This is a genomic window from Ancylobacter tetraedralis (genome assembly GCF_014195655.1).
GTDB classification, from domain to species: Bacteria; Pseudomonadota; Alphaproteobacteria; order Rhizobiales; family Xanthobacteraceae; genus Ancylobacter; species Ancylobacter tetraedralis.
This window is the reverse complement of record NZ_JACICD010000001.1, coordinates 940,617-962,369: the sequence shown is the minus strand read 5'-3', so window position 1 is coordinate 962,369 and position 21,753 is coordinate 940,617. Positions and strand designations below refer to the sequence as shown.

The following is a 21,753-nucleotide window of genomic DNA, read 5'->3' as shown; positions in this document are numbered from 1 at the left end:
GATCAGGTCACGATCAGCGGTTCGCGGCCGATCAGCCGGGCGAGCGTGCGCAGGCGGTTGGCCACGCGCTCGCCGCCGAGCGGGGCGAGGTCGTCCTTCAGCTTCAGCACCAGCTTGCCGTGATCCACCGCCAGCGGCGCCGTGGGCAAGGTGCCCGGCATCGCCGCCGAGAGGATGTAGCCCACCCTCAGTGCCGCGCCGAGGATGCGCGCGCGGTCGAGAATGCGCGCGGAGACCAGTTCGCGGATGCGCGGGGAGAGATCCTCGTCGATCAGGCCGACATGGCGGTAATAGATGGCGAGGCCGAGGAACGCCCGCCCGGGATGATCCACCCCGATGAAAGCCGCGTGGGTGATGAGATTGAGGCTCTGCTCGCCGCGATAGTCGGGATGCGCGCGCCAGCTGATATCGGCCAGCAGGCAGGCGGCGTGTCGCAGCCGCTTTTCCTCCACGCTCTCGTCGATGCCGGTGGAGGCCATGAAGCGGTCGGTCCACTCCACCAGTTCCCAGCCGTGCTTCGGCGAGCGCGAGCGCACCTCGTTGAGTTCGGCCGTGGCGGCCACGAGCGGATCGATCACCCGCTCCTCTTCGTCGAGCATCTCGTAGAGCAGGCCCTCGCGCACGCCCTGCGCCGAGATGAAGACATTGGCGGGCTTGCCGACGCGCAGGATCTGCTCCATCACCAGCGCGCCATAGGCGAGCAGCTGCCGGCGGCCCTCCGCCACCGTCTCGATGCGCGACAGCGTATCGACCGGCACGCGCTGCACCAGCCGCACGAATTCCAGCGCCTCCTTGGCGGGAATGATATAGCCGTGCATCACATGCAGCGGATAGCCGCGCTGGAACATGTGCAGACGCGCCAGCGCGCGCCATGTACCCCCGACCGCATAGAAGGTGCGGCCCTTGAGATGTTCCAGATGCGTCTCCTTGGCGAGCGCATCCTTCACGATCTTGGCGGCCTTCTTCAGCGAGCGGCCGGACGTATCCTGCAGGGCGAGGCCGCCGAGCGGGAAGGTGACGCCGGAGCCGATGCGCTGGCCGTGCAGGTCCGCAAGCTCCAGCGAGCCCCCGCCCAGATCCCCCACCACGCCATTGGCATGGTGCACGCCCGAGAGCACGCCCAGCGCGGAGAGCTGCGCCTCGCGCTTGCCGGAGAGCAGGCCGACCTCGGTGCGGCAGATATCGGCGCAGGCGGCGACGAATTCCGGGCCGTTGGCGGCATCGCGCGCGGCGGCCGTGGCCAGCACGAACAGTCGGCCGACGCCCATCCGATCGCACAGAACGCGGAAGCGCTTCAGCGTCGACAGCGCCTTGGCCACCGCATCCGGGTTCAGCCGCCCGGTGGTCGCCACTTCGCGACCCAGCCCACAGGACGCCTTCTCGTTGAAGATCGGCGTCGGGCTGCGCGACAGGCGCTCATAGACGACAAGGCGGACCGAGTTCGAACCGATATCGATGACGGCGATCGGCGCGCCGGAAACGAGGCCCGTATGGGCCTCGTGGGAAACATCATTCATGCTTCAGGTACGCTCACGTCGACGGACGAGGTTGCGGGGAGGAGATTCCTTCAGTGACTTGCCGCGCCCGGAAAGGCTCGGATTGGTCATGAAATATTTCTGGGCGTTGAAGCGCTCCTCACCCTCGGCCGGCACTATGCGTTGTGCCGAGCCGTCCGGCAACACCAGCCAGCTCTGCTGGTTGTCCTGCAGGTTCGCCACCATGATCTGGTTGATGATCTGCTCGTGCACGGTCGGGTTGGTGATCGGGCACAGCGACTCGACGCGGCGGTCGAGATTGCGCGGCATCAGATCGGCGGAGGAGATGTAGAGAGCCGCGCCGGGGTTGGGCAGGCCGTGGCCATTGCCGAAGGCGTAGATGCGCACATGCTCCAGGAAGCGGCCCACGATCGACTTCACGCGGATGTTTTCCGAGAGGCCCGGCACGCCGGGGCGCAGGCAGCAGATGCCGCGCACCACGATGTCCACCGGCACGCCGCTCTGGCTGGCGCGATAGAGCGCGTCGATGATCGTCGGGTCGACCAGCGAGTTCATCTTCAGCCAGATCGCCGCCGGCTTGCCGGCCTTGGCAAACTCGACCTCGGCGGCGATATGGTCGAGGATGCGCTTCTTCAGCGTCAGCGGCGCGATCGACAGCGCCTCCAGCTCGGCCGGCTCGGCATAGCCGGTGATGAAGTTGAAGATGCGCGCCACGTCGCGGCCGATCACCGGATCGGCGGTGAAGAAGGACAGGTCGGTGTAGATGCGGGCGGTGATGGGGTGGTAGTTGCCCGTCCCGACATGGCAGTAGCTGGCCAGCGAGCCGCCCTCGCGACGCACCACCAGCGAGAGCTTGGCGTGGGTCTTCAGCTCCAGGAAACCGAACACCACCTGCACGCCGGCGCGCTCAAGATCGCGCGCCCAGCGGATATTGGCCTCCTCGTCGAAACGCGCCTTCAGCTCGACCAGCGCGGTGACAGACTTGCCGGCCTCGGCCGCCTCGGCCAGCGCCTTGACGATCGGGCTGTCGGAGGAGGTGCGGTAGAGGGTCTGCTTGATGGCGACGACATTGGGGTCGCGCGCCGCCTGCCGCAGGAACTGAACCACCACGTCGAAGGACTCATAGGGGTGGTGAACCACCAGATCCTTCTCGCGGATGGCGGCGAAGCAATCGCCGGCATGGTCGCGGATGCGCTCGGGGAAGCGCGCATTATACGGCTTGAACTTGAGGTCCGGCCGGTCGACGCCAACCAGCTGGCTGAACTCGTTCAGCGCCAGAAGGCCGTCGACGATGAAGATCTCGTCCCCGGCGACGCCCAGTTCGCGGCCGACGAAGTTGCGCAGTTCCTCCGGCATGGAACTGTCGATCTCGAGGCGGATGACCTGGCCGAGGCGGCGGCGCTTGAGGGCGCGCTCGAACTGGCGCATCAGGTCCTCGGCCTCTTCCTCCACTTCGAGGTCGCTGTCGCGGATGACGCGGAACCCGCCCTGCCCCTTCACCTGATAGCCCGGGAACAGGCGGCCGATGAACAGGCCGATCATCTGCTCCAGCGTGATGAAGCGCTGCAGGCCGTTCTCGCCGTCCGGCAGCCGGATGAAGCGATCGATCTTGGCCGGCACGCGGATCAGCGCGTTCATGGTGCGCCCGTCGCTGATGCGCGACAGCTGCAGCGCCAGCGAGAAGCCGAGATTGGGGATGAACGGGAAGGGATGCGCCGGGTCGATGGCGAGCGGCGTCAGCACCGGGAAGACGTGGCTCAGGAAGAACTCGTCCAGCACGGCGCGATCGGACTTCTGCACGTCCGCGCCGTCCACCAGCACGAGCCCGACCTTGACCAGCTCGACGCGCAGCTCGCGCCAGCGCGCCTGCTGGTCCTCGCCCAGCGCCACCACGGCGGCGCCGATCAGCGGCAGCTGCTCGGCCGGCGTCAGCCCGTCCGGGCTCTTGCCGCTATAGCCTTCGCGCACCTGCTCCTTCAGGCCCGCCACGCGGACCATGAAGAACTCGTCGAGATTATTGGCCGAGATGGACAGGAAGCGCAGCTGCTCGAGCAGCGGATGCTCGCGATTCGAGGCTTCCTCCAGCACGCGGCGGTTGAACTGCAGCCAGGAGAGCTCACGGTTGATGAAGCGCTCGGGCGAGGCCATCAGCTCCTCTTCAAGAGGGCGGGGCACCACGGGCTCTCGTGCCTGCAACTGTCCGAGTTCGCTCTCCGCGACCAGCTGGGTCTCATTCTCGGTCACCGACGGCACTCCATTTTTGCTGCGGCTGGCGCGTTTGGGTCGGCGGGAAGGTCGCTGGGCATCGTGACGGCTGGATGACATGAATTACCTTAACTTGCCGAGTGATCGCGGGGCGAATCGAGCAGACCGCCTGCCGCTTCCTCTCGGGCCCGGAGGAGCTCGGAAGCGAGCGCCCGCGTCAAGGGCCGCTTGCGCGCCAGCGCCTCGCGGTCCAGCGCCGCGATGACCTCGCGCAGCGCGGCGATCGAGCGCTCGACCCGCGGCAGGAGATAGCTCAGCAGCCCTTCGTCGGGCACGATCTGCCGGTCGGCAAACAGCTTCAGTGCCACCACCGCGAGCAGCGCATCGTCCGGCGCGCCGAGCGCGACGACGGGCATGGCCCGCAGGCGCGAACCGAGGTCGCGGATGGCGCAATGCTCGGCCAGCGCGGCCGGCGAACGGCGCGCGGTGACGAGCACATGCGCGCGCTGCTCGGCGGCGAGGTTGAGCAGATGGAACAGCGCGGCTTCCGGCACCGCGCCCTCGCCGAGATCCTCCACCACCAGCGCGCCGCCCGCGAGCAGGCCCGGCAGCGCGGCGATGTCGAGCGCGCGGGCCTCGACCACGCTCGCCCCGCTCGCCTGTGCGAACAGGGCGGCGAGATGGGACTTGCCCGAGCCCTCCGGGCCGACCAGCGCCACCACGGGCGCCGGCCAGCGCGGCCAGGCATCGATGAGCGCCAGCGCGGCCTCATTGGCCGGGCCCGGCAGGAAATCATCGCGCGCGCGGCTGTCGTGATGTGGCAGATCGAGGGCAAGCTGGCGCGCCTCGGGGGCGACGGCGGAGAGCGGCGCAGACTGGGCTGCAACCTTGGCTGCAGAAGGGGCGGACATGCTCGGCGAACCTTTCAGCGCAGCTTCAGCGAAGCTGCCGGGACGGAACGGCCGGCACCTGCGGCGGCGGAACCGCCGCGGGTTGTTCCGGCTCGCCGGTATAGAGCGGACTTTCGAGATACTGGTCGATGGCGAAGCGCACCAGCACCCCGCCGGCGGCGGCCAGCGGCACCGCCAGCAGCAGGCCGAGGAAGCCCAGGAGATAGCCGAAGGCGAGCAGGGCGAACATGAGCCAGACCGGGTGGAGGCCGACGCTCTCGCCCACCAGCTTGGGCGAGAGGACATAGCCTTCGAGGAACTGGCCGAGAACGAAGATGCCGATCACCAGCCCGATCATCGAATAGTCCGGGAAGAACTGCACGATGGCGACGCCGCCCGCCAGCACCAGCCCGGTGAGCGAGCCGACATAGGGAATGAAGGTGATGATGCCGGAGACGAAGCCGATGACGAAGCCGAAATTCAGCCCGGTCATGGTCAGGCTGATGGCGTAGAAGCTGCCGAGGATGACGCACACCATCGACTGGCCGCGCACGAAGCCGGAAATGGCCTGGTCCATCTGCCGGACGAGGCCGCGCACCACCTCCCGGTGCTTGAGCGGCACCCAGGAATCGACCTTCACCACCATGTGGTTCCAGTCGTTCAGGATGTAGAAGGCCACCACGGGGGTGATGACCAGCAGAGAGAAGAGCGAGATCAGCGCCTGCCCGCCGGTCCACAGTCCCTGGATCAGGGTCAGCATGTAGGCCGCGCCCTGCGAGACCAGGTCGCCCAGCCCCTGCTGGATGGAGGGCATGCGATCACCGACGAAGTCGCGCAGCCATTCCGCCCGCTCACCGGTCATCAGATGCTGCAGCTTGACGATGTATTCCGGCAGCCGCTGGATGAAGGCGGCAAGCTGGGAGCCGAAGATCGGCACCACCAGCAGCATCAGGAGGATGCCGATCAGCAGGGTGAAGGTGATCGTGGCCAGCGCGGCGACCAGCCGGCTGACGCCCCAGCCTTCCAGCCGCGACGTTACCGGGTTGAGGAAATAGGCCAGTGCGAGGCCGGCGACGAACGGCAGCAGCACGCTCGACAGCAGCCAGGACGCCGCCACGAACACCGCCAGCATCACCACCCAGAACGTCACCTGCTTGTACCAGGCCATCCAAACCTCTTCGCGCGGACCATCCGCGTCATGCATCCATAGATACAGGAAAATTCTGGCGGGGCGATTGCGTCTCCCCGCAATTCAACGACCGAACTGCCGCTTCGGCACCCGCAAAAAGCGATATGGCCGCGCGCGCCCTGCGGCGATTGACATCGCGGCCGCCGCGACTTCCCCTTCGCCCTCCGCGCGGAGGAAGACAACATGCAGCAGCAGGACCCGCTCTACACCGATGCCTCGCTTGTCGCGTTCTATGACGCCGAGAACGACTGGGGCGAGGATCGCGCCTTCTGCGCCGCCCTTGCCCGCGGCGTCGGCTCGGTGCTCGATCTGGGCTGCGGCACCGGCGCCTTCCTCGCCGGGATCGACGCACCCGTGCGGGTCGGCGTCGATCCCGCGCGCGCCATGCTCGACGTCGCGCGCGCCCGACCCGGCGGCGAGAGCGTCGAATGGATCGAGGCGGATGCCCGCCATCTCGATCTCGGCCGGCGATTCGATCTCATCGTGATGACCGGCCATGCCTTCCAGGTTTTCCTCGACGCGCACGACCAGCGCGCCGCCCTCGCCGCCCTTGCCCGCCATCTGGCCCCCGGCGGGCGCTTCATCTTCGACAGCCGCAACCCGGCCTGCCGCGAATGGGAGGAATGGCAGCCGCACAATTCCCGGCGCCGGATCGACCACCCGCTGCACGGCGCGGTCGAGGCGTGGAACGCGGCCGAACACGCGGCGGCGAGCGGCATCGTCACCTACCAGACGTTCTACCACCTCGCGGATGGTCGCGAATGGAGCGCCTCCAGCCGCATCCGCTTCACCGAGCGGGCGGAACTCGCCGGGCTGATGGCGGAGGCGGGCCTCGCGGTCGAGCGCTGGCTCGGCGACTGGTCGGGGAGTCCCTTCACCGAAACGGCGCCCGAGATCATTCCGTTGGGCCATCTCGCTTCCCGCGCATGAGGGCGCGTGACGCGCGGGCCATAGCGAAACACCGGCTGGCGTGGCACAAGGCGGTGTCCGGATCTGCCGGCCGGTGATCCTGCCAAGCGTGATCCTGCCAAGCGTGCCCCTCCCAAGCGTGATCCTCCCATGCGCTCCTCCGTCATCACCTCCGCCGTCGTCGCCGCCCTGGTGGGCTTTGGCGGCACTCTTGCCCTCATCGTCGCGGCGTCGCAGGCGGTCGGCGCCACGCCGGCGCAGACCTCCTCGGCGGTTATCGGCCTGTGCCTGTCGATGGCGGCGAGTTCGGCCTTCCTTGGCTGGCGCCACCGCATTCCGATCATCACCGCGTGGTCGACGCCGGGCGCCGCGCTGATCGCCGGCTCGCACGGGCTGGTCATCGAGACGGCGGTGGGCGCCTTCCTGCTGGCCGGCGTGCTGCTGCTCGTCACGGCCGCGGTGAAGCCGCTCGGCGCGCTGGTGCAGCGGCTGCCGGTCGCCATCGCCGCCGCCATGCTGGCGGGCGTGCTGTTCCGCTTCTGCACGGCGGTGTTCACGGCCGGGCAGGTGGATCCGCTGCTAGTGCTGCCGCTGGTGCTGCTATTCCTCGTCGCGCGGCGCATCAGCCCGTTCGGCGCCGTGCTGGCCGTGCTGGTGATCGGCATCGCGCTGGCCTTCTTTCTCGGGCGGGTCGGCCCCCTGCCCGCGGGCATCCCACTGCCGACGGTCGAGCTGGTGATGCCGCGCTTCGAACTGCAGGCGCTGATCGGCATCGGCCTGCCGCTCTATGTCGTCACCATGGCCTCGCAGAACCTGCCCGGCTTCGCGGTGCTGCAGGCGGCCGGCTACAAGCCGCCGGCGCCCTCGATCCTCGCGGTGACGGCCATCGCCTCGCTGGTGACGGCGCCGATCGGCTCGCTCACCTCCAACCTCGCCGCCATCACCGCCTCGATCTGCACCGGCCCCGACACCCACCCCGATCCGGCCAAGCGCTGGCCGGCGACGAGCTTCTACGCGCTGTCCTATCTGGTGCTGGCCGCGGGCGGCGCCTCGGTGGTGGCGCTGATCGCCGCGCTGCCGCCCGGGCTGGTGGCGACCTTCGCGGGCCTCGCCCTGCTGGGGCCGCTGGTGAATGCGCTGGGCACGGCGATGGCCGATGCGCCGCGCCGCTTTCCCGCCGTGCTGACGCTGGCGGTGACGGCCTCCGGCGTCTCGCTGCTCGGCATCGGCTCCGCCTTCTGGGGGCTGGTGGCCGGGTTGGTGGCGCTGGGCATCGAGCATACGGGACGGCGCTGACCCACAGGCCCACCCCGCTTCGGCTTGCGGGGGCGCCCATTAGCGGTTAATCCGCGAGCATTGTTCGAGGATGCATGATGACCGGGACGGAAAAAGGCCTCAGCTATCGCGACGCGGGTGTCGACATCGACGCCGGCAACCGGCTGGTCGATCTCATCAAGCCGCTGGTCAAGGCGACCCGCCGGCCCGGCGCGGACGCGGATATTGGCGGTTTCGGCGGGGTGTTCGACCCCAGGGCCGCCGGCTTCAAGGATCCGCTCATCGTCGCCACCACGGACGGCGTCGGCACCAAGCTGAAAATCGCCATCGAAACCGGCCGGCACGAGACCATCGGCATCGACCTTGTCGCCATGTGCGTCAACGACCTCGTGGTGCAGGGCGCCGAGCCGCTGTTCTTCCTCGATTATTTCGCCACCGGCAAGCTGGCCCCCGAGGTCGGCGCGACCATCGTCGCCGGCATCGCCCGGGGCTGCAAGGAATCGGGCTGCGCGCTGATCGGCGGCGAGACGGCCGAGATGCCTGGCATGTATGCGGAGGGCGATTACGACCTCGCCGGCTTCTCGGTCGGCGCGGTGGAGCGCGGCGAACTGCTGCCCTCGCCGAATGTGCGCCCGGGCGACGTTCTGCTCGGCCTCGCCTCCTCCGGCGTCCATTCCAATGGCTATTCGCTGGTGCGCCGCATCGTCGAGGTCTCCGGCCTCGGCTGGGACGCCCCCGCCCCCTTCGCCCGCGGCCATGCGCTGGGCGAAGCTCTGCTCACGCCCACCCGGCTCTATGTGAAATCGGCGCTGGCGGTGATCCGCGCGACGGGCAAGGTGAAGGCGCTCGCCCATATTACCGGCGGCGGCCTCACCGAGAACCTGCCGCGCGTGCTGCCCAAGCACACGATCGGCCGCATCGACCTCGATGGGCTGCCCGTGCCGCCGGTGTTCCGCTGGCTGGCGCAGGTCGGCAAGGTGGCGCCGGACGAGATGCTGCGCGCCTTCAACTGCGGCATCGGCATGGTGGTGGTCGTGGCCGCGGAAGATGCCGAGACGGTGGCCGATGCCTTCGCCGAAGCGGGCGAGGAAGTGGTGCATCTGGGCGCCATCGAGCCGGGCGAAGGCCAGGCCCATGTCGTCTATGACGGCACGCTCGGCCTCGACACCCCGCTCTGAGGGCCTGACAGCATGACACGGCCGCGCGTCGCCATTCTCATCTCCGGTCGCGGCTCCAACATGATGTCGCTGATCGAGGCGGCGGCCGCGCCGGATTTCCCGGCGGAGATCGCCGTGGTGATCTCCAACCGCCCCGACGCCCACGGCCTTGCCCGCGCGCAGGCGGCCAACATCCCCACGCGCATGATCGATCACAAGGCCCATGCCGACCGCGCGGGCTTCGACGCGGCGCTCCACGCCGTGCTGGTGGAGGAGCAGGTCGACCTCGTCTGCCTTGCCGGCTTCATGCGGCTGCTCATGGCCGATTTCACGCAGAAATGGTACGGCCGGATGATCAACATTCACCCGGCGCTGCTGCCGAGCTTCAAGGGCCTGCACACGCATGAGCGGGCCCTCGCGGAAGGCGTGCGCATCCACGGCTGCACCGTGCATTTCGTGACGCCGGAAATGGATGTCGGCCCCATCCTCATGCAGGCCGCCGTGCCGGTGCTCGACGCCGACACGCCCGACACGCTGGGTGCCCGCGTGCTGGCGCAGGAGCATGTGATCTATCCCGCCGCGCTGCGCCTTGTGGTGGAGCGCCGCGCCACGCTGCGCGAGGGCCGGGTGGTGATCGACGAATTCATGCTGGCGCCCCCCGCGCTGGTGGTGCCGCCCGCCGGCTGATTTCAGGCGATGCCCACCGCGCGCACGGTGGGCTCTTCCTCCTCCACCTCGTCGAGCGGGGCGATCGATACCGCCATAGAGGTCATCTCGGCATTGCCGTAGATCGTCGCGAAAGCCGCGTCCGCCGCGTCGCGGCCCACGCCGATGCGCACCAGCCCCTGCAGCGCGGCCTTGCGGGTGGGATCGAACAGATACCAGGCGCCATCGAGATAGCATTCGAAGACAGCGTGGAAATCGGGCGGATCGAGCTGCCACGCATAGGCGCTGGCAAAGCGCGAGGGAATGGCCAGCGCCCGGCAGAAGGCGATTCCCAGATGCGCGAAGTCGCGGCAGACGCCGGCGCGCTGCACCATCGTGTCATAGGCCGAGGTCTCGGAGGTCGAGCTGCCGCTGAGATAATCGACGTGATCGTGGATCCAGTTGCAGATCGCGGTCACGCGCTGGTGGCCGGGCGGCAGGGCGCCGAACTCGCGATAGGCGAAGCGCGCCAGCCGGTCGGACTGGCAGTAGCGGCTGGGGTTCAGGAAGGGCACGACATCGAGCGGCAACTGCGCCACCGGCGTCTCGCCGACGCTGGAAGGATCGGCATCGTGCATGGCGAGTTCGACTTCGGCGTCATAGGCCACCTCGAACGTGCCGGGCTCGACCACCACGCGCACCAGCCGCGTGCCGCCCTCGAGTTCATAGCGGTCCACCGCGACGGCGGGGGTGAGGTCGAGCGTCTCGGAGAGGATCTTCTGGTTGCGCAGAGCCGCCGCCTCGATGTTGAGGATGAAGACGGTGGTCTCGCGCACCTCATAGGCGAGCCGGGCGGCGACGGAGAATTTCATGGCAAGGGGATCCGGTTGATGGGCGGCGTCGCCGATATGACGCGCCGGCCGCCGATCGGTTCCCTCCGATACCGCAGGGGCGCGCGCTTTCGCGCGAACGCCGGCCGAAAGGGGATGCCGCTCAGCCCTGCCGCGCGATGCGCACCCGGTTGTCATGCAGCGCCGCGCCGCCGAACGGCGCCACCGGATCGGCCCCGGTGAGGCTGTTAATGCCGCGCCCGCCCGCATGCGCGCGGTTCGGCCAGATCGATTCCGCGACGACCACGCCCCGGCGCATCCCGTCGAACAGCCGGGCATGCAACAGCACCGCCCCGCGCGGGCTCTCCACGCGCAGGAGATCGTCGGCGACGATGCCGAGCGCGGCCGCATCCTCCGGGTGGATCATCAGTTCCGGCCGCTTCTCGCGCTTTGTGGAACTGGGCGTCTCGGTGAAGCTGGAATTAAGGAAGGAACGCGCCGGCGACGTCACCAGCCGGAAGGGGAAGTCGTCAGTCGCCTCCTCGATCACGTCCCAATGATCCGGCCACTCCGGCATCGGGGGATGGGCGCCAGGCGGGTGGGCGGAGGGCGGGTGGGCGGAGGGCGGGTGGGCGGAGGGCTTGTCGGGGCGGGAGAACGGCACGCTGGCCCAGTCCGGCTTCAGGTGGAACCGGCCATCGGGCCAGTTGAAGCCCTTGAGGTAATGCGCGGTCTCGAAATCGGGCTGCACGTCGAGGAAGCGCGCGGCCTCCAGTTCGTCCACCGTGCCGCGCCCGGTCGCCTGCAGGGTCCAGTCGACGATCGCGCGCGATGACTTGTGAAAGCCCGCATGCTCGGCGCCGAGCCGCGCGGCCAGCGCGCACACCACGTCATGGTTCGAGCGGCATTCACCCGGCGGCTCCACCAGCTTCGGGCCGAGGATCACATATTGATTGCCGCCGCCCTGGTAGAGGTCATCATGCTCGGTGAACATGGTCGCCGGCAGCACGATGTCGGCCATGCGCGCGGTCTCGGTCATGAACTGCTCGTGCACGGCGACGAACAGGTCCTCCCGCGCGAAGCCGGCCCGCACCTTTTCCTGATCGGGCGCCACCGACACCGGATTGGTGCTCTGGATCAGCATGGCGGTGACCGGCGGCCCGCCGAGCAGCGCGTCGGCATCGCCGGTGAGGATGTCGCCGATGCGCGACTGGTCGAGCCGGCGGGTGGCGATGCCGGGAATGTCCAGCCCCTCGATCATCTGCTTGTTCCAGCGGAAAATCGCGCCATTGGTGTGGAAGGCGCCCCCGCCCTCGTGCTGCCAGAGGCCGGCGACAGTGGCGATCGAACTCACCGCGTGCATGTTCACCGCGCCGTTGCGCGAGCGGGTGAAGCCGTAGCCGGCGCGGATGAAGGTCTTCGGCGTGCGGCCGATGGCGTCGGCGAAGGCCTCGATTTCCGCCGCCGGTAGTCCGGTGATCGCCGCCGCCCATTCCGGCGTGCGCGTGGCCAGATGCACCTCCAGCCCGGCCGGATCGTCGGCATAGCGGGCGAGATAGGCGCGATCGGCGAGATCGTCGCGGAACAGAACATGCATGATGGCGCAGGCCAGCGCGCCATCCGTGCCGGGGCGAATCAGCACGGGGATATCGGCCAGTTCCATGGTGGGCGAGCGATAGACGTCGATGACCGCGATCTTCGCGCCGCGTTCCTTGCGGGCGCGGATGGCGTGGGTCATCACGTTGACCTGCGTGGCCACCGGATTGGTGCCCCAGATCACCACGAGATCGGCCTTGCCGATTTCGCGCGGGTCCGGCCCGGCGAGCTTGCCGGTGCCGGCCATGAAGCCGCCCCAGGCCGGGTTGACGCAGATCGAGGAGAAGAAGCGCGAATAGCCCTTGGCGTGGGTCAGCCGGTTGATGCCGTCGCGCATCACCAGCCCCATCGTGCCGGCATAGTAATAGGGCCACACGCTCTCGGCGCCATGGCGGCTCTCGGCCTCCCTGAAGCGCCCGGCGATCTCGTCCAGCGCCTCGTCCCAGGAAATGGGGGCGAAAGCGCCCTCGCCCTTCGGGCCGATGCGGCGCAGCGGCTGGGTCAGCCGGTCCGGATGATTGGCCCGCTCGCCATAGCGCGCCACCTTGGCGCAGATGACGCCGGCCGTGTAGCTGTTGCCGCTCGATCCGCGCACCCGGCCGATGCGCCCGCCGGAGATGTCGATCTCCAGCGCGCAGGTCGAGGGGCAATCATGCGGGCAGGCGGAATAGCCGGTGCCGGTCGGGGAAATGTGCTGATTCATGAAAAAGGCGCTCCGCCAGCATTCTAGCGGAGCGCCCCTTCATTTGACAGTCGTCGGCGCGTCGAGCGCTCAGTGCGAACCGACCGTGGCGGTCGAGCGGCGGCTCTTCACGATCCAGCCGAACCCGACCACGAACACCGCACCCAGCACCGCCATGAGGTAGTGCGGCAGCGAGGCCGGCTTCAGCCCGATCGGATCGTTGGGATCCTCGACCTTTTCGACCATTCCCGGCGCGAAGCCCTGCAGCGTCTCCAGCACCACCTTGTCGCCCACCAGCATCTCGCCGGCGATCCAGCCGAGCAGCGCCGCGCCGAACCAGATGAGGATCGGGAAGCGCGAGATCAGCTTCAGGATCAGCTGCGAGCCGAAGATGATCAGCGGAATGGTCAGCAGCAGGCCGAAGATGAACAGCTCGGCATGGCCGCGCGCCGCGGCGGCAATGGCCACCACATTGTCGAGGCTCATCACCGCATCGGCGATGGCGATGGTGCGAACGGCCTTCCACAGGCTGTCCGCGCCCTCGATGTGATGCGCCTCGCCACCCTCGTCCAGCACCAGCTTGACGGCGATCCAGAACAGCAGCAGCGCGCCGACCACCTTCAGCAGCGGCACGCCCAGCAGATAGGAGACCGCCAGCGCGAAGACGATGCGCAGGCATACCGCCGCGCCGGCGCCGAGCAGGATGCCCCATTTACGCTGCTTCTCCGGCAACGAACGGCAGGCAAGGGCGATGACGACGGCATTGTCGCCGGAGAGCAGCAGATCGATCCAGATGATCTGCAGCAGCGCCACCCAGAAAATCGGGCTGGTGAAATCCATCATGTCCTCTCAGATCGTCAAAATGACAGCAGCGCAGGGGTGCTTTCGCGCGAGGCGGGCACAGGCCGGCACGAAAACGCACATGAACATCAGGCGAGCGCCCGGCGGGCGAGCGGGGACGCGGGACAGGATACGGCACACGCCGTCCCGCCTCCCCGCGCGCGCGGGTGGAGGCATTTTTCTGGAATACTTTATAATGTACTCCAGATGAGTGCCGCCAAACTGAAAGCGCCCGCGCCTCCATGAGGTCGCGGGCGCCGACAGGCGAGGGAAACGCCTCACGCGATCAGGCGTGCGGGTGGGCCGGGCGCCGCAGCCGCGTCATCGTCCAGCCGATGAGCAGCACCAGCGCCGCACCGGCGGCCGCTGCCACATATTCCAGACTGTGCACCGAGGCCTCGCCGAGAAACTCGACCACCTTGATGTCCGACAGGAACATTTCGCCGGCCACCCAGCCGAGCAGGCCCGCGCCGGCCCAGACCAGGAAGGGGAAGCGCGAGAGCAGGTTCATGATGAGGGCCGCGCCGGCAATGATCATCGGGATGGAGATGACCAGGCCGATGATGATCAGCACCCAGTTGCCGTCCGCCACCGCCGCGATGGCGACGACGTTGTCGAGGCTCATGACGAGATCGGCCACCGCAATGGTGCCGACGGCACGCCACAGGCTGTCATGGGCGGTGACGCCGCCCTCCTCGCCTTCCGCCTCGGGGACGACGAGGTCGACGGCGATATACATGAGCGCAAGCGCCCCGATGACCCGCAGCCACGGCAGGCCCAGCAGCACGGCGATGATGGCCGTGAATACGATGCGCATGCCGACGGCGACAGCGGCGCCCAGCACCATGCCGGTGCGGCGCATACGGTCGGGCAGCGAGCGGCAGGCCATGGCGATCACCACGGCATTGTCGCCCGACAGCAGGACGTTGATCCAAATGATTTTCAGCAGCGCTAGCCAGAATAGCGGCTCAAGGTAGCTCATCGGCTTGATTTTCCCTCACCCCGCCCGCGCGTGCGGGCGAGCTCCAGATATGGCTCGTTCGGCGTTGGCGCGCCGTGAAACGGTGAGGCAAGAGGAGGTGGCTCCGGCGGGCCCACTCCCGGGCGCTCTTGGCGCGCCATAACGGCATCCCCGCTGCGGGCCACTTCTCCGTGGCCGGACCCCCGCAGCGCCCAAGGCAACAACATACATAATAATCCATGAGGTGGCCAACCCCATGGCTCGCATTTTGTTGAATTGACCGTGCTGCGCTGCGTAAGCTTACGCCGCTGCGCAAAAACAGAACACCCCACCTGGCTACCCAGATGGGGTGTGAACTCAACGGAAGCCTCGCCGCAAGACTGCGGCGGCGGCGTGCCGAAGCCCTTCGGCGATCAGCCGACGATCTCGTTGCCCGCGAAGAACTGGGCAATCTCGATCTGCGCGTTCTCGAGGCTGTCCGAGCCATGCGCCGAGTTTTCGCCGACCGACAGGGCGAAATCCTTGCGGATGGTGCCTTCGGCCGCATTGGCCGGGTTGGTGGCGCCCATCACTTCACGATGCTTGGCGACAGCGTTCTCGCCCTCGAGCACCTGCACGACGATCGGGCCGGAGATCATGAACTCGACCAACTCGCCGAAGAAGGGGCGCTCCTTGTGCACGGCGTAGAAGGTCTCGGCCTGGCCGCGGGTCAGCTGGATGCGCTTCTGAGCGACGATCCGCAGGCCGGCCTTCTCGATGTAGCTGTTGATGGCGCCCGTCAGGTTGCGCTGGGTCGCGTCGGGCTTGAGGATCGAAAAGGTACGCTCGAGCGCCATGGCGTTCGTTCCTTGAAGTTGAGAGGGGGCGAATTCGCTGCGGCTTATAACGGGGGCGCCCCATCACGACAAGATGAAGCCCGCCAGGTTTTCCCCGCCCGCGGGCGGGCGCGACCCGATCACGTCAGCGTGCTCCTGCGCAAGGAGCGTTCGAACCACACTTGTGGCGGAACCGCGGCAGGCGCATCTGGTTGATGGCAAGGGGCCGTGACGCTCGGCCGGGCCGCAACGGGGTGGAACATGTCCAAGCTGATTTTTCCGGCCGTCGCAGCCACGTTCGTTCTGGCGGGGGCCATGTTGTCTGCGCAGTTCGCGCTGTCCGACACCGTCGCTGTCGCGGCGGGCGCGAATGCTGCGATGCCACAAGGTTACCGTACCTGCTTCATGGAGCGGCGTCTGGTGTCGACTGGCCAGCCGCGGATCGAGATGGCCCGCCGCTGCGTATTCGATGAATAGCTATCTTCACGACTTCATGAGTGGCGCTTGGAACTTTATCAGCACTACATACGTTAAGACCACGTTAACGGATCGCATGAGGCTCCCACGGATGCAGGAACGCGTTTTGGAACGTTCTGCAAGGTTGTCCCGACAGCGGGATGACAGGTGGCGTCGTGTATCCAGAGTAGAGAATGGAATGATGACGGTCTAACTGTCCGGTGACTTTTCACCGGAAGGTGGAAAGGGGATCGGATATGTCGAAGACAATCGCTCTCAGCATGATCGCCGCCTTGATGGCTTTCGGCGCATTGTTCGGCGGCGCGGCCTCGGCGACGGGTTACTTCAAGAGCCAGCAGACGGTGGCGACCGTGGAAATTCCGGCCGAGCCGGTCGCGGGCGATTGCGTGATGCAGGCGCGGTGGATGAGCGATGCGGGCCGCATGGTCCGGGTCGAGCGCCCGGTCTGCTACTGAGTACCGCCGGCTACTCCCGGCGATGGACTTCGATGAAACTCCGTCGGTTTCACCCGCCCTGCCGATTCGGGCCGCCGAAATCGAAGGCTGCGTGACGTCAGGACTTTATCGCTTTCAGGTTTCTATCGCTTTCAGGACTTAGGCTCGCGGCATCCCCACTCCCCCAAGCCCCACGCGAGCCCATAGCGCCCCGGCTCCCTCCCCAGGAGCCGGGGCCTTTTTTTGCCCGCTCCGCTGGTTGCCGGGTCTTCCGGCAGAGGCGGCATGAACGACCCGCCGGCTGGCGCGAGATGAATGGCAGCCAACGAGCCGTTCAGCCGGGATTGCGGCGGCATGAGCGAAGCTGCCTTCGCTCCGGTTTTTCCGGGACACCTGAACCGGCCCGTTCCCGCCGACCCGGCGCCGCGTTCGGCATCCCCGGCCCCGCCACGTCGCGGGGCCGGGGCCTTGGCTCAGTCTTCCAGCACCTTGGCGCGGAACAGCAGGCCGGCGACCAGCGCGCCGATCGGCGGCACCACCACGAACAGCCACAACTGTTCCAGCGCCTTGCCCCCGACAAACACGGCCGGGCCGATGCTGCGCGCCGGGTTGACCGACACGCCGGTCGCCGGAATGAACACGATGTGGATCAGCACCAGGGTGAGACCGATAGCGAGCCCGGCGACGGGCGTGGTTCCCGCCCTGCCGGTCGCCCCGAGGATCACCACCAGGAACACGAACGTGCCGACCAGTTCGGCGATGATGGCGGTGCTGATGCCGAAATTGCGGCCATAGCCCTCCCCCCACCCGTTCTGCCCGAGGCCGGAGGCGGCGACATCATATCCGCCGATCTTGCCGGACATGATGAGGTAGAGCAGGGCCGCCCCGGCGATGCCGCCGATCACCTGCGCGACGATGTAGCCAAGCAGATCGCCGGCCGGCAGCCGCCCGGCCGCCCAGACGCCGATGCTCACGGCCGGATTGATGTGGCATCCCGAAATCGGCCCGATGCCATAGGCCATGGCCGTCACCGAGAGCCCAAAGGCAAAAGCCACAGCGAGAAACCAGACGGGAGACGCTTCGGCAAAGCCGGTGACAACCACCGAGCCGCAGCCGAACAGCACCAGCACGGCGGTGCCCAAACATTCCGCGACGTACTTCTTCATAGCCAACCCCAACGCGGACGCGTCTCGACGCATCCATTGCGCCAAAGCGCCGCAGGTGGAGGACATACCCACAACCCGACGCCGTCAAGCACAGTCATGGGTTGTGCAATGCAGCAAGGCCGGGCGCCATCGATCGGCCCGCGTGGTGTCGCTCATCACCCTTGTGAATTGGCGGGCGCGCAGCGTGCGGCGCATGATAGCCATACATCAGACAGACCGCCGGAGCCGCGCTCATGCCTCCTACCCCTACCGCCGCGGACCTCTTCGTCGCGCGCTATCGCCAGATGGCCGGCTATAATGGCTGGGCCAACCGGCGCCTCTATGGCGCCGCCGCCGGCCTCGCGGAAGACCAATACCGTGCCGAGCGCGGCGCCTTCTTCGGCTCCGTTCACGGCACGCTCAATCATCTTCTGGTGACGGACCGGATCTGGATGCGCCGCCTCACCGGCGCGGGCGAGGCGCCTTCCCGGCTCGACACGATCCTGTTCGAGACACTCGCCGCGCTGACCCCGGCGCGCGAGGCCGAGGATACCCGTCTTCTGGCGTTCATCATGGGGCTCGGCGAGGCCGATCTGGTGGCGCCGCTCGCCTATGCCAACACGGCCGGGCAATTATTCGAGCAGCCGCTCGCCACCGTGCTGGACCACCTGTTCAACCACCAGACCCACCATCGCGGGCAGGTCCATTGCCTGATCAGCGGCTTTCTCGGCAAGGGCGCGGCGCCATCGCTCGACCTCATCCAGTATCAGCGGGAAACGGGCCTCGCCGCCGCGGCGTGAGGCCTCGCCCCTGCATCGCGTTCAGACCAGCGCCAGAACGCGGCTGGGTCCGCCCGAGGCGCCCTTGATTTTCGGCCCGCCCACGACCAGCGTCGCGCCCTTCGGCGGCAGCGTGCCAAGATTGGCGGCCGCTTCCACGCCCCAGCGTCCGGAGCCGAGCCACTTGTAGTGGAAGCCGAAATCCTTCGAGGCGCCGTGGTCGAGCGAGAGCGTGTCCACCACCACGCCGGATACGCCCTTCTCGGCCAGCACGGCCGAAACATCGGGATGGAAGCCGGGGAAGTGCATCGTGCCGGCGGCGTCGGCGTTGCGGAACATGTCGGTGCCGAGATGTTTCTCCCAACCCGAATAGAGCGCCACCGCCGCACCGGGCGGCACGGCGCCATTCACCGCCTCGTAGGCGACGATATCGGCGGCTGTCACCTGATAATCGGGATTGCCGCCTGCCTTGGCCGAGACATCGATGACCACGAGCGGCACGACCAGGTTCTCGATCGCCAGCGCGTCCGCGCTCGGCCCGTCCTTGCTGAAGTGGAAGGGCGTGTCGAGATGGGTGCCGGTATGCTCGTTCACCACCCATTCGTTGAGGTTGAAGCCATCCTTGTCGAAGGTGAAGAGCTTGCGCACCTCCAGCTGCGGCTTGCCGAAGAAGGTCGGGAAGGCCGGGTCCAGCACATGGGTGAGGTCGACCACCCGGGTGAAACTCACCGGCGCCGCGAAGGCGCCTCCCACGGGCGCAGCCGAGAAGGCGGCCAGCGCCGCCGCTCCCGCGGCCCCCTTGAAAAGCCCACGCCGCGAGAGGCGCTGGGCAACCGCTTCCTGACATCCGGGCACGCACATGACTTCCACCTCTCCGTTGCGCCGATTCTATAGTCTACTCACATAGTGTATTATCTCGCACGCGTGTAAAGCCGTCTCTACCCCAAGGTAATGCACAGGCCGCTTCCGCCGCCAGTGGTGACCCGGCGCCCGGTTCCTCGGCCTGGACCATGGCCGCAACCGATCGATGGGGAGCGGATCGAGCCACATGTGCCCGCCGGAGGCGTGATCACTCTTGCCGGCTCGGCGCATGCGCGGCAGAAGACGACGCATGATCACTTTCGACGACATCTCGCTACGCGTCGCCGGGCGGCTTCTCATCGAGCATGCCTCGGTCTTCATTCCCGAGGGTGGCCGGGTTGGCCTCGTCGGCCGCAACGGCACCGGCAAGACCACGCTTTTCCGCGCCATTACCGGCGACCTCGCGCTGGAGGGCGGCGATATCCGCATGCCGGGCAACGCGCGCATCGGCCAGGTGGCACAGGAGGCTCCCGCCGGGCCGGAGCGGCTGATCGACGTGGTGCTGGCCGCGGACGTGGAGCGCGCCTCCCTGCTGCGCGAGCGCGAGAGCGCGGAGGATCCCGGGCGGATCGCCGATATCGAACTGCGGCTGGTCGATATCGACGCGCATTCCGCGCCGGCGCGAGCCGCCCGCATCCTCGCCGGGCTTGGTTTCGACGAGACCGCTCAGCAGCGGCCCTGCGCCGAATTTTCCGGCGGCTGGCGCATGCGCGTGGCCCTCGCCGCCGTGCTGTTCTCGGCGCCCGACCTTTTGCTGCTGGACGAGCCGACCAATTATCTCGACCTCGAAGGCACGCTTTGGTTGCAGGATTATCTCGCCCATTATCCCCGCACCGTGCTGATCGTCAGCCATGACCGCGAGCTGCTGAACCAGTCCGTCTCGTTCATCCTGCATCTCGACCAGCGCAAGCTGACGCTGTGGCGCGGCGGCTATGATTCCTTCGAGCGGCAGCGCACGGAGAAGCTGGCGCTCGACCAGAAGGCGCGCGCCAAGCAGGATGCCAAGCGCAAGCATATGGAATCCTTCGTACAGCGCTTCCGCGCGAAAGCGACCAAGGCACGGCAGGCGCAGTCGCGGCTGAAGGCGCTGGCGCGCATGGCGCCGATCGCGGAAGTGGTCGGCGAGGCGGCGGCCGCCATCTCCATCCGCCATCCCGAGCGGCTGCTCTCCCCGCCCATCCTAACCCTCGACGGGGTGTCCGCCGGCTATGACGGGCGTACGGTGCTGCGCAATCTGACGTTGCGCATCGACCACGACGATCGCATCGCCCTGCTCGGCCCGAACGGCAATGGCAAGTCAACCTTCGCCAAGCTGATCTCCGACCGGCTGGCCCCGCTCGGCGGGCAGGTGGTGCGGGCGCCCGGCCTGGAAATCGCCTATCTCGCCCAGCACCAGCTGGACGAGCTGGTGGCCGAGGACACGGTCTATGACCATGTGCGCCGGCTGATGCCCGACGCGCCGGAAGCCCGGGTGCGCTCGCGCGCCGCCGAAATGGGGTTCTCCGGCGAGCCGGCCAATACGCGCATCGCCAGCCTGTCGGGCGGCGAGAAGGCCCGGCTGCTGCTCGGCCTTGCCGCCTTTCGCGGCCCGCATCTGCTGATTCTCGACGAGCCGACCAACCATCTCGACATCGCCGCGCGTCAGGCGCTGGTCGAGGCGCTCAATGATTTTCCCGGTGCGGTGATTCTCATCAGTCATGACCGCTCGCTGCTCGACGCCGCCGCCGAACGGCTGTGGCTGGTAGGCGATGGCACGGTGCGGCCCTATGAGGGCGATCTCGACGAGTATCAGCAACTGGTGCTGCGGCGCGGGTCGGAAAAGTCGCGCGGCGACAAGACGGCTTCCGATACGCGCTCGCGCGATGGAGCCCCGAAACGACCGGCGCTCGGGCCCTTGCGCAAGCAGATCAAGGAAGCCGAAAGCGCCATGGCCAAGATGGAGCGCCAACTGGCCGAACTGGACGCCAAGCTCGCAGCCCCCGGCCTCTATGAGAAGGACCCGCGCGAGGCGGCGCGGCTCTCCTCCACCCGTGCGGAACTTGCCGTCAAGCTGGCGAGCGAAGAGGAGCGCTGGATCGCGCTTTCGGGCGACGTCGAGCGGATCGAGGCGGGCGGCACCTGATGCTTCGCGGCGAGCGTCGCAAAGCATCGGCTCCGCATAATGCACAAAACGGGGCGATGGAGATTGCCACGGAACGGCGCTTCGCCGGACGTGGTCGGCATCCGCGAAAGCGCGGACTGGATACGGCCTTCGAAACTCGCCCCTCGAAGCCACGTCGCTCCGCCTGTCCCGGCGGACGCCGCGATGCAAACCTGCACTCAGCAACTTCGATCGGACGTTTCCGTACCCGTCCTGACAGGCGTGGTCTGGTCTGGCCGCCGCGATTGAGCGCGTGGCGCGGGAGCGAAAGCCGGCCGGAGGCGGCGCGGCCACGGCCAACCTCGGAGCCTCCCCTCCCCCCAAATTAAGCGTATCGCGCTTGCGAGCGGACAGGGCTTGCGAGCGGAAAGAGCTTGCGCGCGGAAAGAGCCTGCGGCGCATCGGGCACCGGATGCGGTCGCGTTCC

The 21,753-nt window shown here is 67.8% G+C and carries 19 protein-coding genes; 8 read left to right on the top strand and 11 right to left on the bottom strand.

Annotation, left to right across the window (positions count from 1 at the left end):
• Positions 1-2 precede the first annotated feature (2 nt).
• From FHS55_RS04435 to FHS55_RS04420, 4 genes are read right to left on the bottom strand one after another with little or no spacing between them, the layout of a single operon-like run.
• Entirely contained in the window at positions 3-1,517 is a 1,515-nt protein-coding gene (locus FHS55_RS04435; protein WP_183188412.1) for a Ppx/GppA family phosphatase, read from the bottom strand.
• Between the two features lie 3 nt (positions 1,518-1,520).
• Positions 1,521-3,821 (bottom strand): RNA degradosome polyphosphate kinase, encoded by a 2,301-nt coding sequence (locus FHS55_RS04430; protein ID WP_246339809.1) that lies wholly within the window; start codon positions 3,819-3,821, stop codon positions 1,521-1,523.
• Positions 3,822-3,829: 8 nt separating this feature from the next.
• Positions 3,830-4,612, bottom strand: coding sequence for a P-loop NTPase family protein (locus tag FHS55_RS04425; RefSeq protein WP_246339808.1), 783 nt, complete (start codon positions 4,610-4,612; stop codon positions 3,830-3,832).
• 25 nt (positions 4,613-4,637) lie between these two features.
• The gene (locus FHS55_RS04420) at positions 4,638-5,759 is read right to left on the bottom strand and encodes an AI-2E family transporter (RefSeq protein WP_183188411.1); all 1,122 of its coding nucleotides are present in this window, start codon (positions 5,757-5,759) and stop codon (positions 4,638-4,640) included.
• A gap of 204 nt (positions 5,760-5,963) precedes the next feature.
• On the opposite strand from FHS55_RS04420, the gene FHS55_RS04415 reads away from it, so the two are divergent.
• The 4 genes from FHS55_RS04415 to purN all read left to right on the top strand — a co-directional run bounded on the left by FHS55_RS04415 (position 5,964) and on the right by purN (position 9,808).
• Positions 5,964-6,710: a class I SAM-dependent methyltransferase gene (locus FHS55_RS04415; RefSeq protein ID WP_183188410.1), complete on the top strand. Its 747-nt coding sequence runs from the start codon at positions 5,964-5,966 to the stop codon at positions 6,708-6,710.
• 129 nt (positions 6,711-6,839) lie between these two features.
• Positions 6,840-7,985, top strand: coding sequence for a benzoate/H(+) symporter BenE family transporter (locus FHS55_RS04410; protein WP_183188409.1), 1,146 nt, complete (start codon positions 6,840-6,842; stop codon positions 7,983-7,985).
• A 74-nt stretch (positions 7,986-8,059) separates the two neighbouring features.
• Positions 8,060-9,142, top strand: coding sequence for a phosphoribosylformylglycinamidine cyclo-ligase (gene purM / locus FHS55_RS04405; RefSeq protein ID WP_425485772.1), 1,083 nt, complete (start codon positions 8,060-8,062; stop codon positions 9,140-9,142).
• Between the two features lie 12 nt (positions 9,143-9,154).
• Positions 9,155-9,808 (top strand): phosphoribosylglycinamide formyltransferase, encoded by a 654-nt coding sequence (gene purN / locus FHS55_RS04400; RefSeq protein ID WP_183188408.1) that lies wholly within the window; start codon positions 9,155-9,157, stop codon positions 9,806-9,808.
• 2 nt (positions 9,809-9,810) lie between these two features.
• Here purN and FHS55_RS04395 read toward each other — a convergent pair whose 3' ends face one another.
• The 5 genes from FHS55_RS04395 to ndk all read right to left on the bottom strand — a co-directional run bounded on the left by FHS55_RS04395 (position 9,811) and on the right by ndk (position 15,511).
• On the bottom strand, positions 9,811-10,638 hold the full coding sequence (locus FHS55_RS04395) for a transglutaminase-like domain-containing protein (protein WP_183188407.1): 828 nt from the start codon (positions 10,636-10,638) through the stop codon (positions 9,811-9,813).
• Positions 10,639-10,759: 121 nt separating this feature from the next.
• Positions 10,760-12,895, bottom strand: coding sequence for a molybdopterin-containing oxidoreductase family protein (locus FHS55_RS04390; RefSeq protein ID WP_183188406.1), 2,136 nt, complete (start codon positions 12,893-12,895; stop codon positions 10,760-10,762).
• A 69-nt stretch (positions 12,896-12,964) separates the two neighbouring features.
• A complete protein-coding gene (locus FHS55_RS04385; protein WP_183188650.1) occupies positions 12,965-13,714 on the bottom strand; it encodes a TerC family protein in 750 nt (249 codons plus the stop codon).
• Between the two features lie 286 nt (positions 13,715-14,000).
• Positions 14,001-14,696, bottom strand: coding sequence for a TerC family protein (locus tag FHS55_RS04380; RefSeq protein ID WP_183188405.1), 696 nt, complete (start codon positions 14,694-14,696; stop codon positions 14,001-14,003).
• A gap of 392 nt (positions 14,697-15,088) precedes the next feature.
• On the bottom strand, positions 15,089-15,511 hold the full coding sequence (gene ndk, locus FHS55_RS04375; protein ID WP_183188404.1) for a nucleoside-diphosphate kinase: 423 nt from the start codon (positions 15,509-15,511) through the stop codon (positions 15,089-15,091).
• 240 nt (positions 15,512-15,751) lie between these two features.
• Here ndk and FHS55_RS04370 point away from each other — a divergent pair, with 240 nt between their 5' ends.
• A complete protein-coding gene (locus tag FHS55_RS04370; RefSeq protein ID WP_183188403.1) occupies positions 15,752-15,967 on the top strand; it encodes a hypothetical protein in 216 nt (71 codons plus the stop codon).
• 236 nt (positions 15,968-16,203) lie between these two features.
• Positions 16,204-16,422, top strand: a complete 219-nt coding sequence (locus FHS55_RS04365) for a hypothetical protein (RefSeq protein WP_183188402.1) — start codon at positions 16,204-16,206, stop codon at positions 16,420-16,422.
• 452 nt (positions 16,423-16,874) lie between these two features.
• Here the strand turns inward: FHS55_RS04365 and aqpZ are convergent, their stop codons facing one another.
• A complete protein-coding gene (gene aqpZ, locus FHS55_RS04360; protein ID WP_183188401.1) occupies positions 16,875-17,567 on the bottom strand; it encodes an aquaporin Z in 693 nt (230 codons plus the stop codon).
• 233 nt (positions 17,568-17,800) lie between these two features.
• On the opposite strand from aqpZ, the gene FHS55_RS04355 reads away from it, so the two are divergent.
• On the top strand, positions 17,801-18,346 hold the full coding sequence (locus tag FHS55_RS04355; RefSeq protein ID WP_183188400.1) for a DinB family protein: 546 nt from the start codon (positions 17,801-17,803) through the stop codon (positions 18,344-18,346).
• A 21-nt stretch (positions 18,347-18,367) separates the two neighbouring features.
• Here the strand turns inward: FHS55_RS04355 and FHS55_RS04350 are convergent, their stop codons facing one another.
• A complete protein-coding gene (locus tag FHS55_RS04350; protein WP_183188399.1) occupies positions 18,368-19,186 on the bottom strand; it encodes a cyclase family protein in 819 nt (272 codons plus the stop codon).
• 250 nt (positions 19,187-19,436) lie between these two features.
• Here FHS55_RS04350 and FHS55_RS04345 point away from each other — a divergent pair, with 250 nt between their 5' ends.
• Positions 19,437-21,308, top strand: coding sequence for an ABC-F family ATP-binding cassette domain-containing protein (locus FHS55_RS04345; protein WP_183188398.1), 1,872 nt, complete (start codon positions 19,437-19,439; stop codon positions 21,306-21,308).
• Positions 21,309-21,753 lie beyond the last annotated feature (445 nt).

Excerpts from the sequence above, each read along its gene's own strand:
- FHS55_RS04410 (WP_183188409.1), top strand. The coding sequence starts at position 6,840 with ATGCGCTCCTCCGTCATCACCTCCGCCGTCGTCGCCGCCCTGGTGGGC.
- FHS55_RS04385 (WP_183188650.1), bottom strand. The coding sequence starts at position 13,714 with ATGGATTTCACCAGCCCGATTTTCTGGGTGGCGCTGCTGCAGATCATC.
- FHS55_RS04395 (WP_183188407.1), bottom strand. The coding sequence starts at position 10,638 with ATGAAATTCTCCGTCGCCGCCCGGCTCGCCTATGAGGTGCGCGAGACC.
- FHS55_RS04355 (WP_183188400.1), top strand. The coding sequence starts at position 17,801 with ATGCCTCCTACCCCTACCGCCGCGGACCTCTTCGTCGCGCGCTATCGC.
- FHS55_RS04350 (WP_183188399.1), bottom strand. The coding sequence starts at position 19,186 with ATGTGCGTGCCCGGATGTCAGGAAGCGGTTGCCCAGCGCCTCTCGCGG.
- FHS55_RS04415 (WP_183188410.1), top strand. The coding sequence starts at position 5,964 with ATGCAGCAGCAGGACCCGCTCTACACCGATGCCTCGCTTGTCGCGTTC.
- purM (WP_425485772.1), top strand. The coding sequence starts at position 8,060 with ATGATGACCGGGACGGAAAAAGGCCTCAGCTATCGCGACGCGGGTGTC.
- ndk (WP_183188404.1), bottom strand. The coding sequence starts at position 15,511 with ATGGCGCTCGAGCGTACCTTTTCGATCCTCAAGCCCGACGCGACCCAG.
- FHS55_RS04430 (WP_246339809.1), bottom strand. The coding sequence starts at position 3,821 with ATGTCATCCAGCCGTCACGATGCCCAGCGACCTTCCCGCCGACCCAAA.
- purN (WP_183188408.1), top strand. The coding sequence starts at position 9,155 with ATGACACGGCCGCGCGTCGCCATTCTCATCTCCGGTCGCGGCTCCAAC.
- FHS55_RS04435 (WP_183188412.1), bottom strand. The coding sequence starts at position 1,517 with ATGAATGATGTTTCCCACGAGGCCCATACGGGCCTCGTTTCCGGCGCG.
- FHS55_RS04425 (WP_246339808.1), bottom strand. The coding sequence starts at position 4,612 with ATGTCCGCCCCTTCTGCAGCCAAGGTTGCAGCCCAGTCTGCGCCGCTC.
- FHS55_RS04420 (WP_183188411.1), bottom strand. The coding sequence starts at position 5,759 with ATGGCCTGGTACAAGCAGGTGACGTTCTGGGTGGTGATGCTGGCGGTG.
- FHS55_RS04345 (WP_183188398.1), top strand. The coding sequence starts at position 19,437 with ATGATCACTTTCGACGACATCTCGCTACGCGTCGCCGGGCGGCTTCTC.
- aqpZ (WP_183188401.1), bottom strand. The coding sequence starts at position 17,567 with ATGAAGAAGTACGTCGCGGAATGTTTGGGCACCGCCGTGCTGGTGCTG.
- FHS55_RS04380 (WP_183188405.1), bottom strand. The coding sequence starts at position 14,696 with ATGAGCTACCTTGAGCCGCTATTCTGGCTAGCGCTGCTGAAAATCATT.
- FHS55_RS04370 (WP_183188403.1), top strand. The coding sequence starts at position 15,752 with ATGTCCAAGCTGATTTTTCCGGCCGTCGCAGCCACGTTCGTTCTGGCG.
- FHS55_RS04365 (WP_183188402.1), top strand. The coding sequence starts at position 16,204 with ATGTCGAAGACAATCGCTCTCAGCATGATCGCCGCCTTGATGGCTTTC.
- FHS55_RS04390 (WP_183188406.1), bottom strand. The coding sequence starts at position 12,895 with ATGAATCAGCACATTTCCCCGACCGGCACCGGCTATTCCGCCTGCCCG.